The sequence below is a fragment of the Paraburkholderia saeva genome (assembly GCF_907164555.1).
Taxonomy (GTDB): domain Bacteria; phylum Pseudomonadota; class Gammaproteobacteria; order Burkholderiales; family Burkholderiaceae; genus Paraburkholderia; species Paraburkholderia saeva.
This window is the reverse complement of the sequence record NZ_CAJQZC010000003.1, coordinates 723,034-744,094: the sequence shown is the minus strand read 5'-3', so window position 1 is coordinate 744,094 and position 21,061 is coordinate 723,034. Positions and strand designations below refer to the sequence as shown.

Genomic DNA, 21,061 nt, shown 5'->3' with positions numbered 1-21,061 from the left:
GTGCGATCCCTCAGTCGACCGTTTCGGTCCAGTGCGCCGCGATCCATTCGCGGAACAGATTGAGCTTCTGCTGATGCGCGACGCTGTCCGGGTATACGAAGTAATAGCGCGTGCCGGTGGTCAGCACGGCATCGAACGGCCGCACGAGCCGCTTCGCCGCGACGTCCTCGTCGATCAGCGCGAGGTCGCTGATCGCGACGCCAAAACCCTGTAGCGCGGCGTTCGTCGCGAGGTCGAGCGTATCGAAACTGGGACCGTGGTTCGCGTCGATGTCGCGGGCCTCGACGTGATCGAGCCACATCTTCCAGTCGCGATGATCGCGTGTGGGATGCAGCAACGTGTGCCGCGCGAGATCGGCAACACTGCCAAGCGGCTTGTCGTCGAGAAGCTCCGGCGCACAGACGGGCGTCAGCCTTTCTTCGAAGAGCGCCACCGACTGCACGTCCACCCCGGGCGACGAGCCGTAGATGATCGCCGCATCGAACGGCTCCATCTGGAAATCGACGTCGTGCTGCCACGTGGTGGTCACCTGCACGTGCAGGTCGGGATACTCGGCCTGAAACTGCATGATCTTCGGCAGCATCCAGCGCATCACGCAGGTCGGCACCTTCAACGCCAGGTCCGTGCGCTGGCGCGTCAGGCGCAGCGAGATTTCCTCGATCCGCGCGAAGCTCTCCTTGACGGCAGGCAGCAGCGATTCGCCCTCGGCGGTCAGCGTGAGACCTTTTGCATGACGCTTGAAAAGCGGAAAGCCGTAATAGTCTTCCAGCGCGAGAATCTGGCGGCTGACTGCGCCCTGCGTCAGACAGAGGTGATCCGCGGCGCGCGTGAAGCTGCGATGCCGCGCGACAGTTTCGAAAATCTGCAGGGCGTTAAGCGGTGGAAGTCGTCGCATGGCGGGCGCGTTCGGCGTTGGGCTATCAGGAAAATGCATTGCAGCCCGCGTATCGGGTCGATCGGTCGACATGCGTGCCACGCCCGCAGGATACGCCATTCAAAATGCCGACACGACTGGGATATGCGCGCACACGCATGCATTCGTCTCATGGCGACGCTAATCTTCAACTGATAACCTGGCCACGAACTACGCGCGGATCACGTGATCTGGCCGACCGCTACAGCGAGCGCGCACCGCTTTAGTGCCCGGTGTGCGTTTTTTTCGCACCACGACTGACCTTTCCTCATACCTCCCCGCTGCGCGACCGGCGCAGCCGCGCTGGACGTAAACCCGCACATGGCGCTGTATCAATGCGTTCGCGGGATCGCTGCGCGCCGCCACCTGTCGCGCTTCGCCCCCGGTCGCATGAGGATACGTCATGGCTTCCATGCAGAGATTTCGTTTGTTGCGTGATTTTGGCAAACCTAGAGTGCATCAACGCGCCACACCATCGGCTGCGCCGGGTTGCAACGTTCACTACGGGAGAGACGGCCATGCATGACATCAAGAGACGACAGGTAATCAAAACGATTGGTGCAGCAGTAGCAGCGTCCACGCTGCCGATGCCGTTCATCAACGTGAATGCGCAGGAACGCAAGTTTGCCGGCCAGACGCTGCGCCTGCTGACCTGGTCCGACGACACGGGCGCCGCTGCGATGCGCAACATCGCGGCCACGTTCACCGAAAAGACCGGCGCGAAAGTCATCGCCGACCGCGCCGACGGCACCTCGGGCATGGTCGCCAAGACGAAGGCCGCGGGCGACCGCCCGACCTACGACGTGATCACGCTGGCAGGCGTCGGCGCTTCGGGCCTCGGCGACGCGGGCCTGCTCGTCAAGCCCGATCTCAACAAGCTGCCCAATCTCAAGGACGTGCCCGAGCAGTACCGCACGGGCGCGAACGGCTTTGGCGTCGGCTATCTGCTGTGGTCCGACGGCCTGATCTACAACACGTCGACCGTCAAGACGCCGCCGTCATCGTACGAGGCTTTGTGGGACCCCAAGTACAAAGGCCGTATCTTCCTGCCGCCGCCGGAATGGGCCGAAGCGGTCGATCTCGCGATTATCGCGGCCAAACTCGCGGGCGGCTCGCAGCAGAATATCGAGCCGGGCTTCAAGAAGCTCGCGCTGCTGAAAGACCACGTGATGACGCTCGGCGAAAATCCGAATCAGGTGGCTGACCTGTTCCGTACCGGTTCGCTCGACATGGGCGGCATCTATTCGCCGGCGTTTTTCCCGGCTCAGATCCGCAAGCCCGAGTACAAGATGGGCGTCACGTACGGCATGAAGGAAGGCTTCGCGACGCAGTTGATGTTCACGGTGATTCCGAAAGCACACCCCGGCGACATCGACCTGATCCACGCGTTCATCAACCATTCGCTCGACGCCGGCGTGCAAGGTCGCATGGCCGCCGACGTGCTGAACGGCCCGGTGAATTCGAAGGCACAGATTCCGGCCGAAAGCCGCGCGTTCGTGCCAAGCCCGCAACAGATCGCGGAAAAGGCTGTCCTGCACGACGACAAGGCGCTCGCCGTCGTACAACCCGCGTGGATCAAGCGCTACACCGAAATCTTCGCGGCATGACCACGATGCCCGCGCTTTCGTCGCAACGTGCCAACTCCGGCGCACCCGATGCGCCGGACGCCGGCACGGCGGGCGGTCTGCTCGCGCGGGCCCGTCCGTGGATCCTGCTCGCGCCGATCCTCGCGTTTCTCGCGGTGCTGGCGGCTGCCGCGCTCGTCGTGCTGCGGATGAGCTTCGGCACATCCGGCAATGAATGGCACGGCTTCACACTGCAGAACTACGCGGACCTCGCCGACAGCTACTTCCTGAAGTCGTTGTGGCTGACGTTGCGGCTCGCGTTCCAGAGCATGGTGTGCGCCGTGCTGCTGGCGATTCCGGTCGCGCTGGCGATGGCGCGCACCGAATCGCGGCTCGCGCGCCGTCTGCTGCTGGCGGGCGTGCTGCTGCCGCTGCTCGTGAATCTGCTGCTGCAGGGATATGGCTGGCTCGTGATTCTCGGGCCGGCGGGTCTGCTCAATCACGCGTTGATCGCGGGCGGTCTCGTCGACCGTCCTGTGCAGTGGCTCTATCGTGAGCATGGCGTGCTGCTCGGGTTGATCCAGACCGCGTTTCCGCTCGCCGTGCTGCCGCTTTCGAGCGCGATGCGCGCCGTGTCGCGCTCCTATGAAGAAGCCGCCGCCACGCTCGGCGCCACACGCATGCAGACGCTGCGTCACGTGATGTTGCCGCTCGCGATGCCCGGCCTCGTGTCGGGTGCGCTGCTTGTCTTCGCCTACAACGCGAGTGCGTTTGCCGTGCCGCTGCTCCTTGGCGGCCGCCGCGTGCCGATGCTCGCGGTGCTCGTTCACGATCAGGTCGCGCCGCTTCTGAACTGGCCGGCCGCTTCTGCATCGGGCATCGTGCTGATGGTCGCGACGCTCGCCGTGATGGCCATCTCGCAGCGACTCGTGCGCCGCACGCAACGTCTCGAAGAGGAGCCGAAAGCATGAGCACCGTCGCCCGTTCGCGCACGTTCCGTCTGCCGACGACGATGCCGGGCCGTCTCGGCAAGGTGTCGAGCCTGCTGGCCGCAATCGTGCTGTTTCTCGCCGCGCTGCCGATTCTCACGATGATCACGATGTCGTTCAGCGCATCGGACACGCTCGATTTTCCGCCGCACGAATACAGCCTGCAGTGGTATCGCGCGGCATGGCATACGTTCGTCTCGCCCGACGCGAGCGACGTGCTGTCGATGGGCAGCGCGCTCACCACCAGCCTGATCGTCGCAATCGCGACGATGATCATCGCGACACTCGTGTCCGTACCGGCCGCCTACGCGCTGTCACGCTACCGTTTTCGCGGCAAACCGGCGGTCGAACAACTGGTGGCATTGCCGCTCGTCTATCCGCTCGTGATGCTCGGGCTTTCGCTGCTGCTGGTGTTCAACGTGCTGCCGGTCGAACTCGGTGTGTTCAGGCTCATCATCGCGCATGTGATTCTCGCACTGCCGTTCACGGTGAAGAACTGCGCGGCGTCAGTCGCGACGATCGGCCCCGAGTTCGAGGAAGCCGCCTGCGTGCTGGGCGCAAGCCCTCGCCGCGCGCTGATCGATGTCGTGCTGCCGCTGATGAAGCCGGGCATTCTCGCCGGCATGCTGTTCGCGTTCATCATCTCGTTCAACGAATTCACAGTGACGTTTTTCCTCTACGGCATCAATACGATGACGCTGCCCGTATGGCTCTACAGCCGCACCGTGTCGTCGCTCGATCCCACCGTGTTTTCGTTTGCGGTGTTCATCGTCGCAATCGATTTCGCGTTGATCTGGGTGCTCGAAAAACTGATCGGCGACGAAGGTGTCGCGCTCTAACCTGCGCAAGCTTGAGGAATCACCATGACGCATCTGACCTTGCAATCCGTGACGAAGCGCTTCAACGGCTCGAGTGCTGTCGACAGCGTCGACCTCAGCGTGCCCGATGGCAAGCTCGTCTGCTTCCTCGGCCCGTCGGGTTGCGGCAAGACCACGCTGCTGCGGATCATCGCCGGCCTCGAAACGCCGACCTCGGGCAGCGTGATGTTCGCCGGCAAGGACGTCACGCATGTGCCTGCGAACCGGCGCGACTTCGGCATGGTGTTCCAGTCGCTCGCGCTGTTTCCCCATATGAGCGTCGCGGAGAACATCGCGTATCCGTTGCGTCTGCGCAAGATGGACAAGGCCGCGCAGTCGCGCCGCATCGCCGAACTGCTCGAACTGATCCAGCTGCCGCACATGGCGAACCGGCCGGTCACGCAACTCTCCGGCGGCCAGCGCCAGCGTGTGGCGATCGCGCGGGCGATTGCTTCTTCGCCGAAGCTGCTGCTGCTCGACGAACCGCTCTCTGCGCTCGACGCCAAGCTGCGCGAAGCGATGCAGGTTGAAATTCGCCTCTTGCAGCAACGCCTCGGCATAACCACGATCATGGTCACGCACGACCAGCGCGAAGCGATGACGATGGCCGACGAAATCGTCGTGATGGAAAAAGGCCGCATCGCCCAGGTCGGCAAGCCGCTCGATATTTACCGCGACCCGGTGAGCGAATTCGTCGCCGATTTCATCGGCCTCGGCAACATCCTGCCGGTTACGCACGACGGCCGTGGCGGCGTCAGCCTGCCAGGCGGCCAGCAGATCATCGTGGCGAATCCGGCGCGCGTCACTGCTGCGGCCAGCGATGAAATCCGCCTGCTGATCCGCCCCGAGGACGTGTGCGTCAAACCGGCTTCCGGCGAGAAGAGCAGCAATCACCTCGCGGGCACCGTGACATTCATTCGCGACGTGGGCGCCACGCTCGAAGCGACGATCGACTGCGCGGGCTTTACACTCACGGCCGCGACCACACCGCGCGAGACGCCGGGCCTTACGACCGGCATGCCCGTGCTTGCCGAACTGCCTGCACATGCGTGCAAGCTGATTGCAGCCCGCACCACGCATTGACACTTCTACACCAACGTTTTCGACAGAGGAACGACTCATGACCACCCTTCACTCCCTCAACGCACGCGCGCGCCGCATGCTCAAGGCGACGGCTGCGACGCTTGCACTGACCGGCGCCGCGACGCTTTCCGCGTATGCGCCGGCCGCGCACGCCGACGCCATCGACACGATTGCGAAGACCGGCGTGGTGCGCGTCGGCGTTTTCATGGACTACCCGCCGTTCGGTTCGATCGGGCCGGACATGAAGCCGATGGGCTATGACATCGACGTCGCGAACCTGATCGGCAAGGCGCTCAATGCGAAGGTCGAACTGGTTGCCGTCACCGGCGACAACCGGATGGCGTATCTCGCCGACCACAAGGCCGACATGCTGCTCTCCGTCGGCCAGACGCCGGAGCGCGAAAAGGTCATCGACTTCTCGAAGCCGTACGCCCCGTATTACCTCGCCGTGTTCGGGCCGAAAACGCTGAACGTGAAGAACGCGAACGATCTCGCCGGCAAATCGATTTCGGTTGCGCGCGGTACGCTGGAAGACCTGAGCGTCACGAAAATCGCTCCGCCGACCGCGACAATCAAACGTTTCGATGACCCGAACGGCGCAATTTCTGCATTTCTTTCTGGTCAGGTACAGTTGATGGTGGTCGGCAATGACGTGGGCGCGACGATTCTCGCCCGTCACCCCGCAATCGATCCGGAGCAGAAGTTCGCGCTGTTCAGCTCGCCGGATCACGTCGGCCTCAACAAGAACGAGCCGCGCCTGCTGAAGAAGGTCGATGAAACGATCGCAAAGGCACGCCAGGACGGCACGATGAACGCGATTTCGCAGAAGTGGCTGCGCACGCCGCTGCCGGCCGATCTTTAAGCCGATAGCGCAGGCCCGGACCGCTCCTGCCGGACCCGGGCCTCACCAGACGATGACCAGTACCTCATGAGCTACGTGTTCGACTTCAGCGGCTTCGATATGTACGCGGGCATGCTTGCCCGCGGCGTCGGCGTCACCCTTGGGCTCACCGCCGTATCGACGGTGCTGGGCGGACTCATCGGCATTGCGGGTGCGGGCATCAGCATCGGCGGTCCACGCTGGTCGCGCACGGTTGTCGCGGCCTATGTGGAACTCATCCGCAACACGCCGTTCATCGTGCAGCTCTTTTTCATCTTCTTCGGGCTGCCGGGGCTCGGCATTCATATCGACGAGGTTTCGGCCGCGATTCTCGCCATGTCGGTGAATCTCGGCGCGTATGCGGTTGAAATCATTCGCGCCGGTATCGATTCGATTCCGCGCGGTCAGGTGCAGGCCGCGATGGCGCTCGGGCTGCATGGTCGCCAGGTGTTTCGCCATGTCGTGCTGCCACAGGCAATAGCGAACGTCTTTCCCGCGCTGCTAAGCCAGGTGTTGATCGTGATGCTGGGCTCAGCGGTCGTCTCGCAGATTTCCGTGCCCGACCTGACGTATGCCGCGAACTTCATCCAGTCGCGTAATTTCCGCTCGTTCGAAAGTTACGTGATCATCACCGCGACGTATCTGTTCCTTTCCATCGCGTTGCGGCTGCTGATGAACCGTCTTGGCGCGCGCCTCTTTGCGGGCCGCATGCCGCGCTCCACACCAGCGCCGCGCGGTCTCCTGCGTCTTGTCCTTGCATGGCGCACTGCGCGCGCATTGCCTTCGGAGCGTTTGTGATGATGGAATTTACGCTCTGGGACATCGCCCGCAACCTGCTGCTCGCAGCACGCTGGACCGTGCTTCTTTCGTTGATCGCCTTTGTGTGCGGCGGCGTGGTCGGCCTCATCCTGCTTGCCGCACGCGTGTCGCCGCTGCCATGGCTGCGACGCGTCGTGGTGCTTTACGTCGAGCTGTTTCAGGGCACGCCATTGCTGATGCAACTTTTCCTCGCGTTCTTCGGGCTGCCGTTGATGGGCATCGACGTTTCGCCCTGGGTCGCCGCGACTGTCACGCTCACGCTCTATACGAGCGCGTATCTCGCGGATATCTGGCGCGGTTGCGTCGAAGCAGTGCCGCGCGGCCAGTGGGCTGCGGGCGCGAGTCTCGGCATGACGCACACGCAGCAGCTGCGCTATATCGTGTGGCCGCAGGCGCGCAGGATCGCAACGGCGCCGACCGTCGGCTTTCTCGTGCAGGTCGTGAAAAGCACAGCGCTCACGTCGATCATCGGCTTTGTCGAACTCACGAAGACCGGCACGATGATCACCAATGCGGTGTTTCGTCCGTTCCCGATCTACGGCATGGTCGCACTGCTCTACTTTGCGATGTGCTTTCCGCTGACCTGGTATGCGCGTTCGCTGGAACGCAAGGCGCGAGTCGGGCAGCACCGGTAAACGTTCCGCGTCTGCCCGGCGGCATGACTATCCCGCGCGTGCTTGCGCGCTGCTCAGGTGCGGACCGTATCGCTGGCTGACGCGCCAGCCGGCGATGTGGAAACCGTCTGCGCTGTCCGTGGCCCGGTCGAAGGTTCCCCTGGCACCCGACGTTCAGCGTCCGGCCTGCGCCCGGGCGTACCGTCTGCATCGGCCGCTGGCCGACTGGTGTCCTCGCCACCATCGCCGGATGGCGACGACGCGTTGGGTCCATTCGACGGCGTGTGAAGCTGCATGTGCGGTACGGGAATCTCGATCCCCGCCTCGTCCATCTTGCGCTTGAGCCGCGCGTTAAAGGCGCGCGCTACGCTCCACTGCTGTAGCGGCTTCGTTTTGATCTGCGCTTTCACGACCATCCAGTTGGTCTCAAAGCGGTCGAGCCCCCACACTTCGACGGGCCCCAGTATCTCGTTCTTGAGGCGAAAATCCTGCATCAACTCGGCGCCTGCTTCCGTGATCATGCGCGTGACCTCCTCCAGATCAACGGAGAACGGCACCCGCACTTCGAATAGCGCGTTGGCAAAATCGCGCGACAGGTTCTTCACGATCTTGATCTGCGAGAACGGGACGGTGTGTACCGCGCCTTGACCGTCGCGCAGCCGGACCGTGCGAATCGTCAGGTCCATGACAACGCCAGCATGGCCGCCATCGATCTCGATCCAGTCACCGACCGAGATCGTCTCCTCGACAATGATAAAGAGCCCTGTGATCAGATCGGTTACGAGCGTCTTGGCACCGAAACCGACGGCGAGGCCGATCACGCCCGCACCGGCAAGCAGCGGTGTCAGATTGATGCCGAGACTGGCAGCGGCGATGATGGCCGCCAGGCTCGCTACCGTCACGAAAACTGCGTTGCGCACAATCGGCAACATCGTGCGTGCTCGCACGCCAGGATTGAGCGCCTTGTTACGCGAACTGCTCGGGCCCAGTGTTTCAAGAATTGCGGTGTCGATCAGAATCCATATGAACCAGGCCACGAAGACCGTGGCGACGACTGCAACCAGCGCATGTTTGAAAGCGGGTGTGATCGCACTGTGCTTGATCAGGCGCGCAATCGGACCACTCCACAGGTCCAGTTCGAACTGGATGAACGCGACCCACATCAGAAGGATGAACAGCGTGCTCGCGAAGCGCAGGAGTCGCATCAGATGCGGCGCCCTGCGCTGTCTGGGCGTATCTCTTCGACGCGTGAAATGCAGCAGGAGTGCCGACGCGAACAGCGTGAGCACAAGTAACAGCGCACTGAAAAGCGAAAACTGCAATACGTTCCCATCCGCGCCGCGCGCATCGACGATTGCGACAATCGATGCGATTGCGATTACGAGAATCGGGATGTGCCACAGCGAGGCGAGGATATCGAACGCTTCCGTCGCGAGTTTGTGATCACGCCTTCGCGCATACGGGCGATTGCGTATCAGATGCGTGACGGGCCGCCGGTAAGCGAGTGCGAACCAGGCGATGAGGAGGACCGCCGCCACATTGGCGAGGGTCGACACGAGCCCGGAGAGATTCACGCCCAGCAGCTGCGTGACTTCCGGGTTGGCCGTAGCGTCGCCGAGCGCGCCACAGGCGCCGATCGCGAAAAGCGGCCAGAAGCTTCGGGCGAGCAGTTGCTGGACCGCAATACGCCGGTGCGCCGAACTGAAGACCGAGAACACGATCATGCAGATCGCCGAGAAGATTGAACCCACAACGATCGCGTAGGCAATCACGACGCCCAGCGTGCGGCCAAGCGCATCGGGCATTCCACGCACGAACAGCACCACCGCCAGGAACGCGAGGATCCATGGTCCCGCCCGCCGCAATGCGAAGTTCAACAGTTCTATCGACGTCGGATTCGGCTTTAACGTGACGTCCCAGCCATAACGTGCGCGAAGGCGCCGCTGCAGATAAATCAGCAGGCCCGCGCACACACCCCAGACCGAGAGCGTCACGGTCATGCCGCGTAAAACGACGCCGGGCGACTCGCCGCTCTCACCCGACACGATGGCCCGCAGCTCGTTTGCCGCCACTTTGGAACGGGCCACCCAGTAGTGCAGCGGTGTGCGCCCTGCGTTCAGATCCGTCTCGACAGACGCAATGCCTGATGCAATCGCGCCGAGCAGATCGCTGTTGGCCTGTCCGGGCAGCCCGGGCGTCGGCGCCGCGGGCGCGGCACTTTGGGTGCCTTCACGAAGCCCCTTCAAATGGGCGACAAGCGCTTTGCGCTGTGCGTCGTTCTCGAGCGTGCCGATCAGGGTGTCCAGCGAACGTGCGAGTTCAGCCTGGCTGGCGGGCGAAGGTGCCGATGCAGCCTGTGCGGTCGAGGCCGGCTGCGCTGGAGTACCGGTCGCCTTGTTGACGAGGTTTTGCAGCGCAGCGGGTAGCGGCGCGGCTAATGCCGGATTACTGGCCGTCGTAAAGAGTACGAGGCAGCTGACTGCGCTCAGCCACAGGCAGGCACACCAGAGCGCGCGCAACGTGCGTGCGCGCAACAAGCCTGCATGCAAAACAGCGCGAATCCACGGTCTTGCGAAGGCCACGGCATGGCGGGTTTCACATTGCACAAATGCGGTCATGGAGATCCCTTACAAAAGGTCACCCCTGTGAGAGCCGGGTCACGGGCTAACGCTCGCGCGCAACGCCCAGCCGCGGTCTATCTGCGCTTCGTGCCGCCACTACGGACAATTTGTTTGCACCAGCATGAAGCAATGCCCTTCGGCTCTCTCGCACCAGGGTTAGCGTATCAAGCGCCGCCATGTCATCTGCAACGCGGGCCTCGCGTGCGTCGGAGCATCACAAACCCCTGGACCGCCGGGGTCCGGGTCCGCGACGCCGGCTTCGCTGCAACTTTTATTATATTGACTTCGAGCCGTTTCCACGGAACGAATCGCGAGACCAGTTACATAAACGCCGTTGACAGCGGCGCCATCGCCAGTTATGCGATGGCGTTCTGACCGACGTACCTGACACATGGCTTGCCAGCCACGACAACGCGGCGACTCCGCCTTCGATTTCATGCTCAATGACAGACTATCCTCCGCCCCCTATCGTCCTTCTTAATTAGTTGTGTAATCTACTATTTTTAACGAAAAGCCTAAATTTCAACGGATCTTTGCCGACAACCGTTTTGTTGACTACGCATCCAGACCGTCAACGAAGTCTGGAAATATCCGGGCGACATGCCCACTCACTGTCGATCAGGTTACGCATGCAGAAGTTCAATGGCTCGATCAGGTTGAAGGTATACGCGGCTCTCGGGGTCTGCCTGGCGATTATTTTCATCAACGGCGCAATTGGGGCGCGAGGAGCACGCGCGCTCGCGGAACGCACCGAGCGCGGCTATTCCCATGAAACGGTGCCGGTGGAAGACCTCGCGGCAACCCAGATCAACGCGCTCAGAATTCGCATCGCACTCGCAGCGTTGCCAGCCCAGCACGATTCGAACGAACGGAACCAGGCAGAATTACAGATTCGCGAACTGGAAAAGAAACTGATCGATTCATGGACCGACTACTACCCAGGCCGGGTGAGCGACGGTACTGAGCAAACAGTCGCGGACGGGATCGCCTCAGCGCTCAACGCGTTCCGCTCGCTTGTCGACACTACGCTGGCCGATATCAACGCGGGGAATGCTGATGGCGCCGCAGCAACCGTGAACAGGCTCGGCCCCATCAGCGTCAGCCTCTTTGACGGGCTCGAAAAGGATTCCGCCATGCAGAATGCCAGGATCAAGGAATCCAGGCAGAAGAGCGAGGATCTCTATGTTCTGGTGAGGTGTCTCGAATGGGGATCGTTTTTCGTGGGGTTCGTGGTCGTCGTCTGCGCCGCGGCGTATCTCCTGAAGGTGATCCTCGGCCCGCTCAGGTCCGCAGTGCATGTGGCCGAACGCATCGCTGACGGCAAGCTCGACAATGACATTACCATCGCGTCGAACGACGAGTTCGGCAATATGCTGCATGCGCTCAAGACGATGGACCGGCAACTGACCGATGTCGTACGCGGTATCAAGGACTCCAGCGAGTCAATCTCGGTCGCCGCGGGAGAGATCGCCGCCGGCAACACCGATCTCTCGTCTCGCACGGAGCAGCAGGCTGCCTCCCTTGAGGAAACAGCCGCCAGCATGGAACAACTGACGGCGACAGTGCGCCAGAACGCCGAAAACGCGCATCAGGCGACAGCGCTCGCAGCGAGCGCCACTGAAATCGCCAGTGCCGGGAACGCCGTCGTTGGCCGCATGCTGGCGACGATGGGTGACATTTCAACCAGTTCCGCGACGATCAGCGACATCACCACGCTCATCGAAGGCATAGCGTTCCAGACGAATATCCTTGCGCTCAATGCTGCGGTTGAAGCCGCACGCGCGGGCGAGCAAGGTCGCGGCTTTGCCGTTGTCGCGGGCGAGGTGCGGAGTCTCGCCCAGCGCGCGTCAAGTGCGGCGAAGGAGATCAAGGATCTTATCCAGCACTCAGTGGAGACGGTACGCGTCGGATCGGATCAGGCGGGAGAGGTCGGGCGCACGATGGACCAGGTACTGCAGGCCATCAAGCGCGTGGCAGACATCAACGCCGAAATCTCGGCTGCATCCGAAGAACAGCGCCGCGGCATCGAGCAGGTGAATCTTGCGGTCGGTCAGATGGACGAAGTGACGCAACAGAATGCCGCACTGGTCGAAGAGGCCTCAGCGGCGGCCCAATCGCTCGACCAGATGGCCGTGCAGCAGAAACACGCGGTGGCCGTCTTCACGCTCGGCGATCGCAGCATCAACCCAACACTGGCTCTCCACGGTATTGGGGTGGGCTGAACAGGTGGATGACAACGCTTCGCCAGACGGCGAAGCGCGGGCTATCGTCAGGCCCTCGGATGCTCTCCAGCCAGCGTCGCCTTGTAGAGCGTGTCGCTTACGCTCGCAAAAGTACCCGATACGCTTGCGCTGTCGCTCGCGCCACACGCATCGTGAAGTTCGGCATGAAGCTGCTCCCACTCGGCTGCTTCCAGATGGCAGAGCGCCGCAGGCAGGATGACGCTTTCTTCGCGGCCTCTCGCGTACCAGACGAGATTGGCATAGCGGGCCAGGGCCGATGACAACCCGGTCAGCGCCGCGTTGCTGTCGAGCGGGCGCGCGACGTTCGATTCGAGCTCGTCAAGCAGATCGCTTTCCCGGCGGCTCAGCAGCAGAAGTTCATCCACTTCAGCGCAGACTTCTGGCGCGCGGTTCCGAACCCGACTGAAGAGCCGCGTTTCCTTGCAGCGTTGAAGGGGGTGCACGGTCTGTCGTACGTACGTGATCACGGACCGCATGGCTAGCCAGTACGGGTGCAATGCGCCCTCGTCTTCCGCGTGCACAGTGCCCAGAAGACATAGCCATCTATGTAGCAGGCTGGAGAGCCGCTGATACTCGGCCCGCAGTAACTCGACAGCCGGCGTGCGGGCAGGCGCGCACGCCGGCCCGAACATCAGCACGGGAAGCGTTGCATGTTTCAGCAGTTCGTCCGCGGTGGAACCCTGCAATCCGCGAGCGGGATCGTGAGTGACGACGATCGCGTCGCATCCGGCACGCGCGGCCGCATTCAGGATCTCTTCGCCTGCCCCTGCTGTAAAAAGGTTCGCGCCCAGGTAAGGCGCAACCCCGAGCGCCCGTGCGGCGGCGTCCGCGCGGGTCAATGCCTCGCCTGCCGCGTGCTCACCCTGCAATTCCGCAAACGGACTGTCAGGGATGGGCTGCGCATACCAGAAGCTCACGCGGGCGCGCATCGAATGCGCGAGGCAGACCGCCTGGATGGTGGCGCCACAGCTGTGGTCACTCGAATCAATGGATACGCCGAGATGCCGGAACATGGAATTTCTTGTGTATTTACAGTAAACGATTGCAGGCCCAATGGTAGAAAACTATGGCGTCACATTCCCCTCCCGCGCGGAGGGGGGCACGCATACCCTGCGAAGAACAGAATGGGGGGGCTCGACAATCGATTTCCCTCCCCCCCGCGGCAAGTTTTGAGGTGCAGCCAGACCGATGACAAATCAACTACCCGTTGCTAACCCGGAACTGGCCCTCAAGATCTGTCCTCCGCGTGCACCACGACACATGCTCACGCGCACGCGCCTGAGCGCGGAAAGTGGGCGCTTTCGCGAATGTCCGGTGACGATCGTGCAGGCGCCCCCGGGCTTCGGGAAAACGTCACTGCTGATCCAGTGGCGCCACGAATACCTCATGCGCGGCAGCGCAGTGGCGTGGCTCTCGGTTGACGGGCGCGACGATCCGCGGCGCCTGCTCGTGGGTTTGACGCTGGCCGTCCGGACGGGCTCCGGGCGCGCAACCTTCGGCAGACGTCTACTGGAAGGTGGCGCCGCGCCAGACGCGCCACTCGAAGGCGTCACCGCATGGCTTGCCGATGTCGCGCGCACCGCGCTCGACATCGTCCTGATACTCGACGAAGCGGAGCAGTTGCAGCCGGCGAGTCAGGAGGCGCTCGGCCACCTGCTCGACAACCTGCCCGCCAACCTGCGCGTCGTGGTTGCCGCGCGCGGTGGTTACGACAAGGTCATCTCGCGCCTGCGCCCCTACGGTCTTTGCGCGACGGTCGATGCCTCGTCGCTTCGTTTTCGACTCGATGAAACGATCGCGCTGATTGCGAGCCGTTTCGGTGCCGAGGTCGGTGCGGACGCAAGCGCGAGGCTGCACGACATCAGTGAGGGCTGGCCACTCGGCCTGCAACTCGCGCTTTCCGCCATCGCGGATACACAGGATCCCGTCTCCGCCATCGACGCCTTCGCCAGCAGCGCTGGCGGCATTCGCGAACAGTTCGTGATGGCGCTGCTCGAACGGCTCAGCCCCGAAGACGCCGATTTCCTGTCGCGCGTCTCGATCGTCGAGCTCATGCACGCCGATCTCTGCGCAGCGCTCACCGGCATGCCGGACGCAAGGCAACGGCTCTTGCGGCTTGCCAGCGAGACGCCACTTTTTTTCAGTGCACAGGGGCGTGGCGAGTGGTTCCGGCTGCACTCGATGGCTCGCGAGGCGTTGCGCGTGCGCCTGGCCGCACTCCCGGACACGTTACGGCTCGATCTGCACAGGCGTGCGATGCAATGGCTGGCCGACGCGGGCATGATCGAAGCCGCTGCGCGCCACGCCCTCGCATGCGGGGAGACCGAGACCGCCTACGCACTCGCACAGCGCAGCCTCCATGAAGCCTTGACGCAGGGGCGTCTCGTCGACGTGCTCGAATGGCTGGACTGGCTGCCGGAGCCCGTGCTGGACCAGCATCCGCGGATGCGGCTTGCGATTGCGTGGGCGTTGGCGATGAGCGACCGTCATCAGGAAGCGCAGATCCAGGCGCAGGCCATTTCGCGCAGCGCCGAGCCCGAAGAGGCAGTGCAATACGAAGTCGATCTGATCCTGAGCGCGGCGGCCTATTTCGCCGACGAACCCGACCGCGCGGCTCGCATGATGGAGCGTTGGGGCGACACGCCTCCGTCTGAAGACGTCTGGCTGCAACAGGTGCATGCGAACCGGCTTGCCGCGCGGGCAGCGATGCTGGGCGAATACGCCGCATCGCGCCATCTGCTGCGACAAACGCCGCGTGGTGAATCCACGGTCGCCTGCCGCTACGTGAGCCGCTGGCGCGATTACATGACAGGCTTTGGCTATCTGCTCGAAGGACAGATGCTGCTCGCCGAGCGCACCCTGCGCCCTGCGCTCGTCCAGGCGGACGACGACCTTGGCCGGCGACACCCGTTTTCCTGCATGATCGCGGCGCTCCTTGCCGCGACCCGGTTCAAACGCGGCGATTTCGACGAAGCCACTGCGCTGCTGGCTAACCGTCTCGATATCCTGGAGCGGCGCGGCACGCCCGACGCGGTCATCGTGGCGTACCGGACACTTGCACGTATTGCCGCAGCCGCGGGCGCCGACCATCGGGCGCTTGACCTGCTGGGGACGCTTGACGCGATCGGCGCTGCACGCGGCACGCCGCGGCTTTGCGTCGCCAGCCTGACCGAACAGATCCGCCTGCATAGCGGACGCTACCGTGCCGCGACATGCCGGACGCTGGTCGAACGCATCGACCAGATCGTGGCGCGGCACGCGTCGCCCGATGACCTCGTCAAACGTCGCACGCTGTGCCTGCATCAGGACATCGCGCGCGCCTATGCCGACATATCCGCCCAGGACTGGGAGGCCGCCGCACGAAATCTGGCGCGCGCCCAGGCCGGCGCCGAGGCAATGAATCATGGCGCCGTGCGGGTCGACGTGATGACGTTACGGGCTTTCGTCCTCGATAGCTGGGGGAAACCCAACGCCGAACTGCTAAGGGAGGCGACAGGCCTCGGCGAGTCATACGGAATGAAGCTGGTGCCACTCGACCTGCACCCTGCAGTCGCCCGATGGGACGACGTCCCCGGAGGCAATCGTCAAACTCATCCGCACGTCGGGGTGCATCCATCCGCTACAGAGGCCGCCGCACCTGTCGCGGAAGGCGCCGGCGGCCACCGTGCGATCCCCAGCATGACCTTGACGCCGAAGGAGCGCGCGGTGCTGGAATTGCTCACTCGCCACCTCACCAACAAGGAAATCGCGCTCGCCCTCGGAATCGGCCAGGAAACGGTGAAATGGCATTTGAAGAATCTGTTCGTCAAACTCGATGTGACTTCGCGCAAGCAGATTGTTTGTCGCGCACAACTCATGGGTCTGCTTCAGGATACGGCCCGGTTGAGTCCAGAAGCAGCTGAATGAACAGGCAAACCGTGTCAGTGAATCCTGCGCGACATAGTTGATTTTTCAATTAAACTGAAATTCGACACTTTTCCTGACCGCATCCCGGCAAACCCTTAAGGGAAATCCTGACGGTTTTTTCCGGTTCAAAAAAATATAGATGTGAAATCAACCAGTTTTTTGTCACCAATGAACAACACAGCCGGAAGTGGTGGCCATCGCGAAGCGTATGACGTTCGCCCTGAGATGCCTGAAAGCCTTGCGCAGTAAGGGGAAGCGGGCTTTTCCCGGTACTGGAATTACGGGAAACCCACCCCCTCTCCGATGGGGGGGAAAGATGCGATGCGGTTACGTATGCTCTCAATCTAACAGCAGCGCGGATCCACAGGGGCTTGCCGCGGTGCCTCAGATTGACCATCAATACGCCGGAGACCGCATGAAGTTAAAGATTACAGGGGCAGCAGCACTGCTCGCATTTGCAGGTGTCGCACACGCGCAGTCGTCAGTGACGCTGTACGGAACAGTGGACTCGGGTCTGCTGTGGCAAAACACTGCAGCCGCGAATTTTCTCCCGGTCGCTTCAAAGAACCCTAATCTCGGGCACGTTGTCCGCTTGAAGGACGGCGGCATTTACTCCAGCCTCTTCGGCATGAAGGGCACCGAAGACATCGGCGGCGGCTACAAGATCAACTTCCGGCTCCAGGGCTCGTTCGACAGCGGCACCGGCAAGTTCCAGCTGAGCGACACGGCCGGTGCGCCCGCCATGTTCAACCAGATTGCAACGGTAGGCGTATCGGGCGCGTTCGGTAAATTCGACGCCGGTCGCCAGCTTGCACCGATGGCTTACGCCCTCGCAGACACGGACGTGCGCAACGCGTGGTTCTTCGGCAGCGTTCTGACCGCGTGGCTCACGATGAACCAGCAGTCGGGCTGGCCAGGCAACAGCACGAACGGCCAGATCGGTGCGCTGTACGACAGCAATGCGCTCGTCTACAACTCGCCCTCCTTCTATGGCGCATCGGTCGCGCTGGAATATGCTCCGGGCGGTGTGGCCGGTCATTTCCAGGGCGGCACGCGCGAGTCCGCAGTGCTGAAGTATTCGAACTACGGCCTGAATGCCGCTGCCGTCTACTACAACGGGCACGACGCGAGCCCGTACCCGTACCCGACTGCAGGAAACCCGGGCGCGACCCCGATCCCGGCTACGGGCGTGAACAACAACCGCTTCGTCTACTTCGGCGGGAAGTACACGTGGCACGGCCTCTCGGTCTCCGGTTCGTTCAGCAATGGCCGCAACCCGGCGAACGAGAACGGGAACCTCGCGGCGGGCGTCGCCTCGGGCGATTTCGACATGTGGACGGGTGGCATCGGTTATCGTTTCTCGCCTGCACTCGAAGTCACGTCGGGCATCTATTACGTGAAGGACGACAAGCATAACCAGAACCAGTCGGACGCCTACGTGCTGGGTGCCGACTACAGCCTGTCGAAGGCGACGACGCTGTATGGTCAGGTGGGCTACGTTTCCAACCGTGGCACGATGAACCAGACGCTCGTGTACGGCCAGCCGGTCGCGGTGGGCAAGAACACCACCGCTGGCATGATCGGTATCCGCCACTCCTTCTAAGGCTGAACGCCAGCCATCGCATGAAGTGGCGGGTCGTAGATACGCCCTTCTTCGGCATTCAAAGCCGCCTCGTTCGAGGCGGCTTTTTTTCTGTTCCGGATATGCCCGACAACGCCCGGGCGAACGCATCCGCATGCCCTCGCAGCCAGCGCACGAGATGCTTGCGAGTTCAATCAGTGTATGATTTGCGGGCTCTCTGCCACCGGGCGTCGATCGACTGGTCAGGCAACGCAGGGAACGCGCAACTTCCCGCAATCTCACGTTAAATTTTCATGACGAAGACCGATCCGACACCAGATGAATCCCTGACCTATCGGCTCAAGGCGCTTAGCAAGATCGCCGACCGGATGAGCAGCGAGTTGTCCCGCGGGAAACTTGGCCTGCCCATGCCAGAGGCGATGATCATTGGCGTGCTTGGCGCCTTTGGGCCGCAGACAGTCATGGACATCTCACGCCGCTCGAACCTCGACAAAAGTCAGGCAAGCCGCACGACTGAGACATTGATCGGAAAAGGACTGCTGTCGCGCACGGCGAGCGATCAGGATGGTCGCAGCGTCATCATTTCGTTGATGCCGGAAGGACGGAAGATTTTCAGGAAAATTGCCCCGATGGTGGAAAAGCGGGACACAGAACTGTACCGGTGTCTGAGCGAACCGGAGATGGACGCACTGCGATATCTGCTGGACAAGCTTCTCGAATCGCACGGATGGCAAGCCGAATAACGCCTGTCACGCATACCGGCCGGCTGTCCGCGGGTTCACATCTGAACCCGCACTTCACAACGACACTGGCCAGCCGGCAGTAAAGCCGGCTGGCCGTCGAAGTTACTGCGTGCCGAATGCCGGTTTCCCGACCGTCAGCTTGTTGTTCACCGAAGTCACGCCTGCGACTCCACCCGCGATTTCCGCGACCTTCGCAACCTGCGCAGTATCTGCCGCGGTTCCGTTCAGCGTAACAGCGCCGTTCTTCGCCGTGACACTGATATCCCCGGCGCTGATCTCCTTGTGCTTCGAGATGGCCGCATAGATCTTCTTGCGTAACGCGCGATCTGCCTTGCGGCCGGTCGCGGCCGGCGCCGCGCTGGACGCGACCATTGCGGAAGCACCGGCAGGCGCCGCCGCTGCACCGGAAGCCTGGTCGCCCTGCGACCACGCGTTCATGGACACTGCAACGATGCACGTGCCGATCGCCAGCCTGAGTCCCCTGATTTTTTGCATTCACGTCTCCTGTTGTCGTGGGCCGTCGGCCCCGTAGATTGCCGGGCAGGCGCCCGGCGGATTCCGCTTTGACTGGATCAGGCTTTCGCTACCATGACGGGCCGGGTCAGGCCATGAGGTAGTAGTCTTTAAACCTGTCTCTCAACTGGTTCTTGAGGACCTTGCCAGTCGCGCCGAGAGGAAGCGCCTCGATAAATACGACGGCATCGGGCTTCCACCATTTCGCCACCCGACCGTCAAAGAAATCGAGCAGCTCAGCGCTTTCAAGCGCGCTCCCCGGTTGCTTCACGATCAGCAGCAACGGGCGTTCGTCCCACTTCGGGTGCCTCGCGGCAATGCACACTGCGCTCGCCACTTCGGGGTGCAGGCTCGCCACGTTTTCGATGTCGATCGAGCTGATCCATTCGCCGCCGGACTTGATGACGTCCTTGCTGCGGTCGGTGATCTGCATGAAGCCGTCGGCATCGATCTTCGCCACGTCGCCCGTCGGAAACCAGCCGTCGCTTAGCGGCGACGCCTCGTCACAACCGAAATATCCCGTCGTCACCCACGGACCGCGCACCTGCAGGTCGCCCGCCGCGCGGCCGTCCCACGGCAACGCTTCGCCGTCGGGGCCCACGATTCTCATGTCGATGCCAAACACGGCGCGGCCCTGCTTTGCCTGGATCGCATAGCGTTGCTGCGTCGGCAACGACAGGTGATGGCCCTTGAAACTGCAAACCGTGCCGACCGGGCTCAGTTCCGTCATGCCCCACGCGTGCAGGACATCGACGTGATAGCGCTCCTGGAATTCTGTCGTCATGGCAGTCGGGCATGGTGCCCCGCCGACGATCGTGCGGCGCATGGCAGTAAACGTCGAGCCACGCTCGGCCACATGTCGAAGCAGACCCTGCCACACGGTCGGAACACCCGCGGAAAGCGTGACCTGCTCGGCCTCGATCAGCTCATAGAGCGATTTCCCGTCGAGTGCGGGCCCCGGAAATACGAGCTTCGCGCCGACCATGCATGCGATATACGGCAGCCCCCACGCGTTCACGTGGAACATGGGGACGACCGGCAGGATCACGTCGCGTGCCGAGCAGTTCAGCGAGTCGGGCAATGCCGCTGCATAGGTGTGCAGAATCGTCGAACGATGGCTGTACAACACCCCTTTCGGATTTCCGGTGGTGCCTGACGTGTAGCACAGCGACGACGCGGTGTTCTCGTCCAGAAGCGGCCACGTAAAGTCATCGCCGTGCCCGTCGATGAGGTCTTCGTAGCACATCAGCATGCCCGGCAGATCGGGCGTGGCCGGCATGTTCGCGCGATCGGTCATCGCGACGAATACCTTTGGACTCCTGATACGCGGCGCGACGGACTCGATCAGCGGCAGGAACGTCAGGTCGAAGAAGATGACGCGATCGTCAGCGTGATCGATGATGTAGGCGAGCTGATCGACGTGCAGTCGCGGGTTGAGCGTGTGCAGGACAGCACCGGAACCCGACACCGCAAAGTACAGCTCCATGTGACGGTAGCCGTTCCATGCCAGCGTACCGACGCGCTCACCCTCGCCGATGCCGAGGCCAGCAAGTGCATTCGCGAGGCGTCGGGCGCGTTGCGCCAGATCGCGATAGCGATAACGGTGAATGTCGCCTTCGACCCGTCGCGACACGATTTCCTGCTCGCCGTGATGCCGCTCGGCGTGGGTGAGGAGCGAGGCGACCAGCAGCGGCTGCTGCATCATCAATCCATGCATGGGGTACCTTCCTGAA

General features: G+C 62.6%; 16 protein-coding genes. 11 read left to right on the top strand and 5 right to left on the bottom strand.

What is annotated here, in order from left to right; genetic code table 11:
• Window positions 1–10 precede the first annotated feature (10 nt).
• Window positions 11–895, bottom strand: coding sequence for a LysR substrate-binding domain-containing protein (locus LPA36_RS11465; RefSeq protein ID WP_228876471.1), 885 nt, complete (start codon window positions 893–895; stop codon window positions 11–13).
• Between the two features lie 536 nt (window positions 896–1,431).
• Between LPA36_RS11465 and LPA36_RS11460 the strand changes: the two genes are divergently transcribed.
• The 7 genes from LPA36_RS11460 (at window position 1,432) to LPA36_RS11430 (ending at window position 7,741) form a co-directional block, all read left to right on the top strand.
• Complete coding sequence (locus LPA36_RS11460) at window positions 1,432–2,520, top strand: ABC transporter substrate-binding protein (protein ID WP_228876470.1); 1,089 nt, start codon at window positions 1,432–1,434, stop codon at window positions 2,518–2,520.
• Window positions 2,517–3,449 carry an ABC transporter permease gene (locus LPA36_RS11455; RefSeq protein WP_228876468.1) on the top strand — a complete coding sequence of 311 codons (933 nt, stop codon included), beginning with the start codon at window positions 2,517–2,519 and terminating at the stop codon, window positions 3,447–3,449. The genes LPA36_RS11460 and LPA36_RS11455 overlap by 4 nt, the downstream gene beginning before the upstream one ends.
• On the top strand, window positions 3,446–4,306 hold the full coding sequence (locus tag LPA36_RS11450; RefSeq protein ID WP_228876466.1) for an ABC transporter permease: 861 nt from the start codon (window positions 3,446–3,448) through the stop codon (window positions 4,304–4,306). The genes LPA36_RS11455 and LPA36_RS11450 overlap by 4 nt, the downstream gene beginning before the upstream one ends.
• A gap of 24 nt (window positions 4,307–4,330) precedes the next feature.
• Window positions 4,331–5,407 carry an ABC transporter ATP-binding protein gene (locus LPA36_RS11445; RefSeq protein ID WP_228876465.1) on the top strand — a complete coding sequence of 359 codons (1,077 nt, stop codon included), beginning with the start codon at window positions 4,331–4,333 and terminating at the stop codon, window positions 5,405–5,407.
• Window positions 5,408–5,444: 37 nt separating this feature from the next.
• A complete protein-coding gene (locus tag LPA36_RS11440) occupies window positions 5,445–6,269 on the top strand; it encodes a transporter substrate-binding domain-containing protein (RefSeq protein ID WP_407674255.1) in 825 nt (274 codons plus the stop codon).
• A 66-nt stretch (window positions 6,270–6,335) separates the two neighbouring features.
• Window positions 6,336–7,085 carry an amino acid ABC transporter permease gene (locus tag LPA36_RS11435; RefSeq protein ID WP_228876463.1) on the top strand — a complete coding sequence of 250 codons (750 nt, stop codon included), beginning with the start codon at window positions 6,336–6,338 and terminating at the stop codon, window positions 7,083–7,085.
• On the top strand, window positions 7,085–7,741 hold the full coding sequence (locus LPA36_RS11430; RefSeq protein ID WP_228876461.1) for an amino acid ABC transporter permease: 657 nt from the start codon (window positions 7,085–7,087) through the stop codon (window positions 7,739–7,741). The genes LPA36_RS11435 and LPA36_RS11430 overlap by 1 nt, the downstream gene beginning before the upstream one ends.
• 53 nt (window positions 7,742–7,794) lie before the next feature.
• On the opposite strand, the gene LPA36_RS11425 is transcribed toward LPA36_RS11430, so the two are convergent.
• Complete coding sequence (locus tag LPA36_RS11425; RefSeq protein WP_407674262.1) at window positions 7,795–10,215, bottom strand: mechanosensitive ion channel family protein; 2,421 nt, start codon at window positions 10,213–10,215, stop codon at window positions 7,795–7,797.
• A gap of 755 nt (window positions 10,216–10,970) precedes the next feature.
• Here LPA36_RS11425 and LPA36_RS29435 point away from each other — a divergent pair.
• Complete coding sequence (locus tag LPA36_RS29435) at window positions 10,971–12,563, top strand: methyl-accepting chemotaxis protein (protein ID WP_267478566.1); 1,593 nt, start codon at window positions 10,971–10,973, stop codon at window positions 12,561–12,563.
• Window positions 12,564–12,610: 47 nt separating this feature from the next.
• On the opposite strand, the gene LPA36_RS11410 is transcribed toward LPA36_RS29435, so the two are convergent.
• Complete coding sequence (locus LPA36_RS11410) at window positions 12,611–13,597, bottom strand: universal stress protein (protein ID WP_228876459.1); 987 nt, start codon at window positions 13,595–13,597, stop codon at window positions 12,611–12,613.
• A gap of 175 nt (window positions 13,598–13,772) precedes the next feature.
• Here LPA36_RS11410 and LPA36_RS11405 point away from each other — a divergent pair, with 175 nt between their 5' ends.
• From LPA36_RS11405 to LPA36_RS11395, 3 genes are all read left to right on the top strand, one after another.
• On the top strand, window positions 13,773–16,490 hold the full coding sequence (locus LPA36_RS11405; RefSeq protein WP_228876458.1) for a LuxR C-terminal-related transcriptional regulator: 2,718 nt from the start codon (window positions 13,773–13,775) through the stop codon (window positions 16,488–16,490).
• Window positions 16,491–16,905: 415 nt separating this feature from the next.
• A complete protein-coding gene (locus LPA36_RS11400) occupies window positions 16,906–18,093 on the top strand; it encodes a porin (RefSeq protein ID WP_228876456.1) in 1,188 nt (395 codons plus the stop codon).
• 272 nt (window positions 18,094–18,365) lie between these two features.
• Entirely contained in the window at window positions 18,366–18,815 is a 450-nt protein-coding gene (locus LPA36_RS11395) for a MarR family winged helix-turn-helix transcriptional regulator (RefSeq protein ID WP_228876455.1), read from the top strand.
• Between the two features lie 102 nt (window positions 18,816–18,917).
• On the opposite strand, the gene LPA36_RS11390 is transcribed toward LPA36_RS11395, so the two are convergent.
• Both LPA36_RS11390 and LPA36_RS11385 read right to left on the bottom strand, forming a co-directional pair.
• Entirely contained in the window at window positions 18,918–19,310 is a 393-nt protein-coding gene (locus LPA36_RS11390; protein ID WP_228876453.1) for a BON domain-containing protein, read from the bottom strand.
• Between the two features lie 106 nt (window positions 19,311–19,416).
• On the bottom strand, window positions 19,417–21,045 hold the full coding sequence (locus LPA36_RS11385) for a 3-(methylthio)propionyl-CoA ligase (protein ID WP_228876452.1): 1,629 nt from the start codon (window positions 21,043–21,045) through the stop codon (window positions 19,417–19,419).
• Window positions 21,046–21,061: the final 16 nt, after the last annotated feature.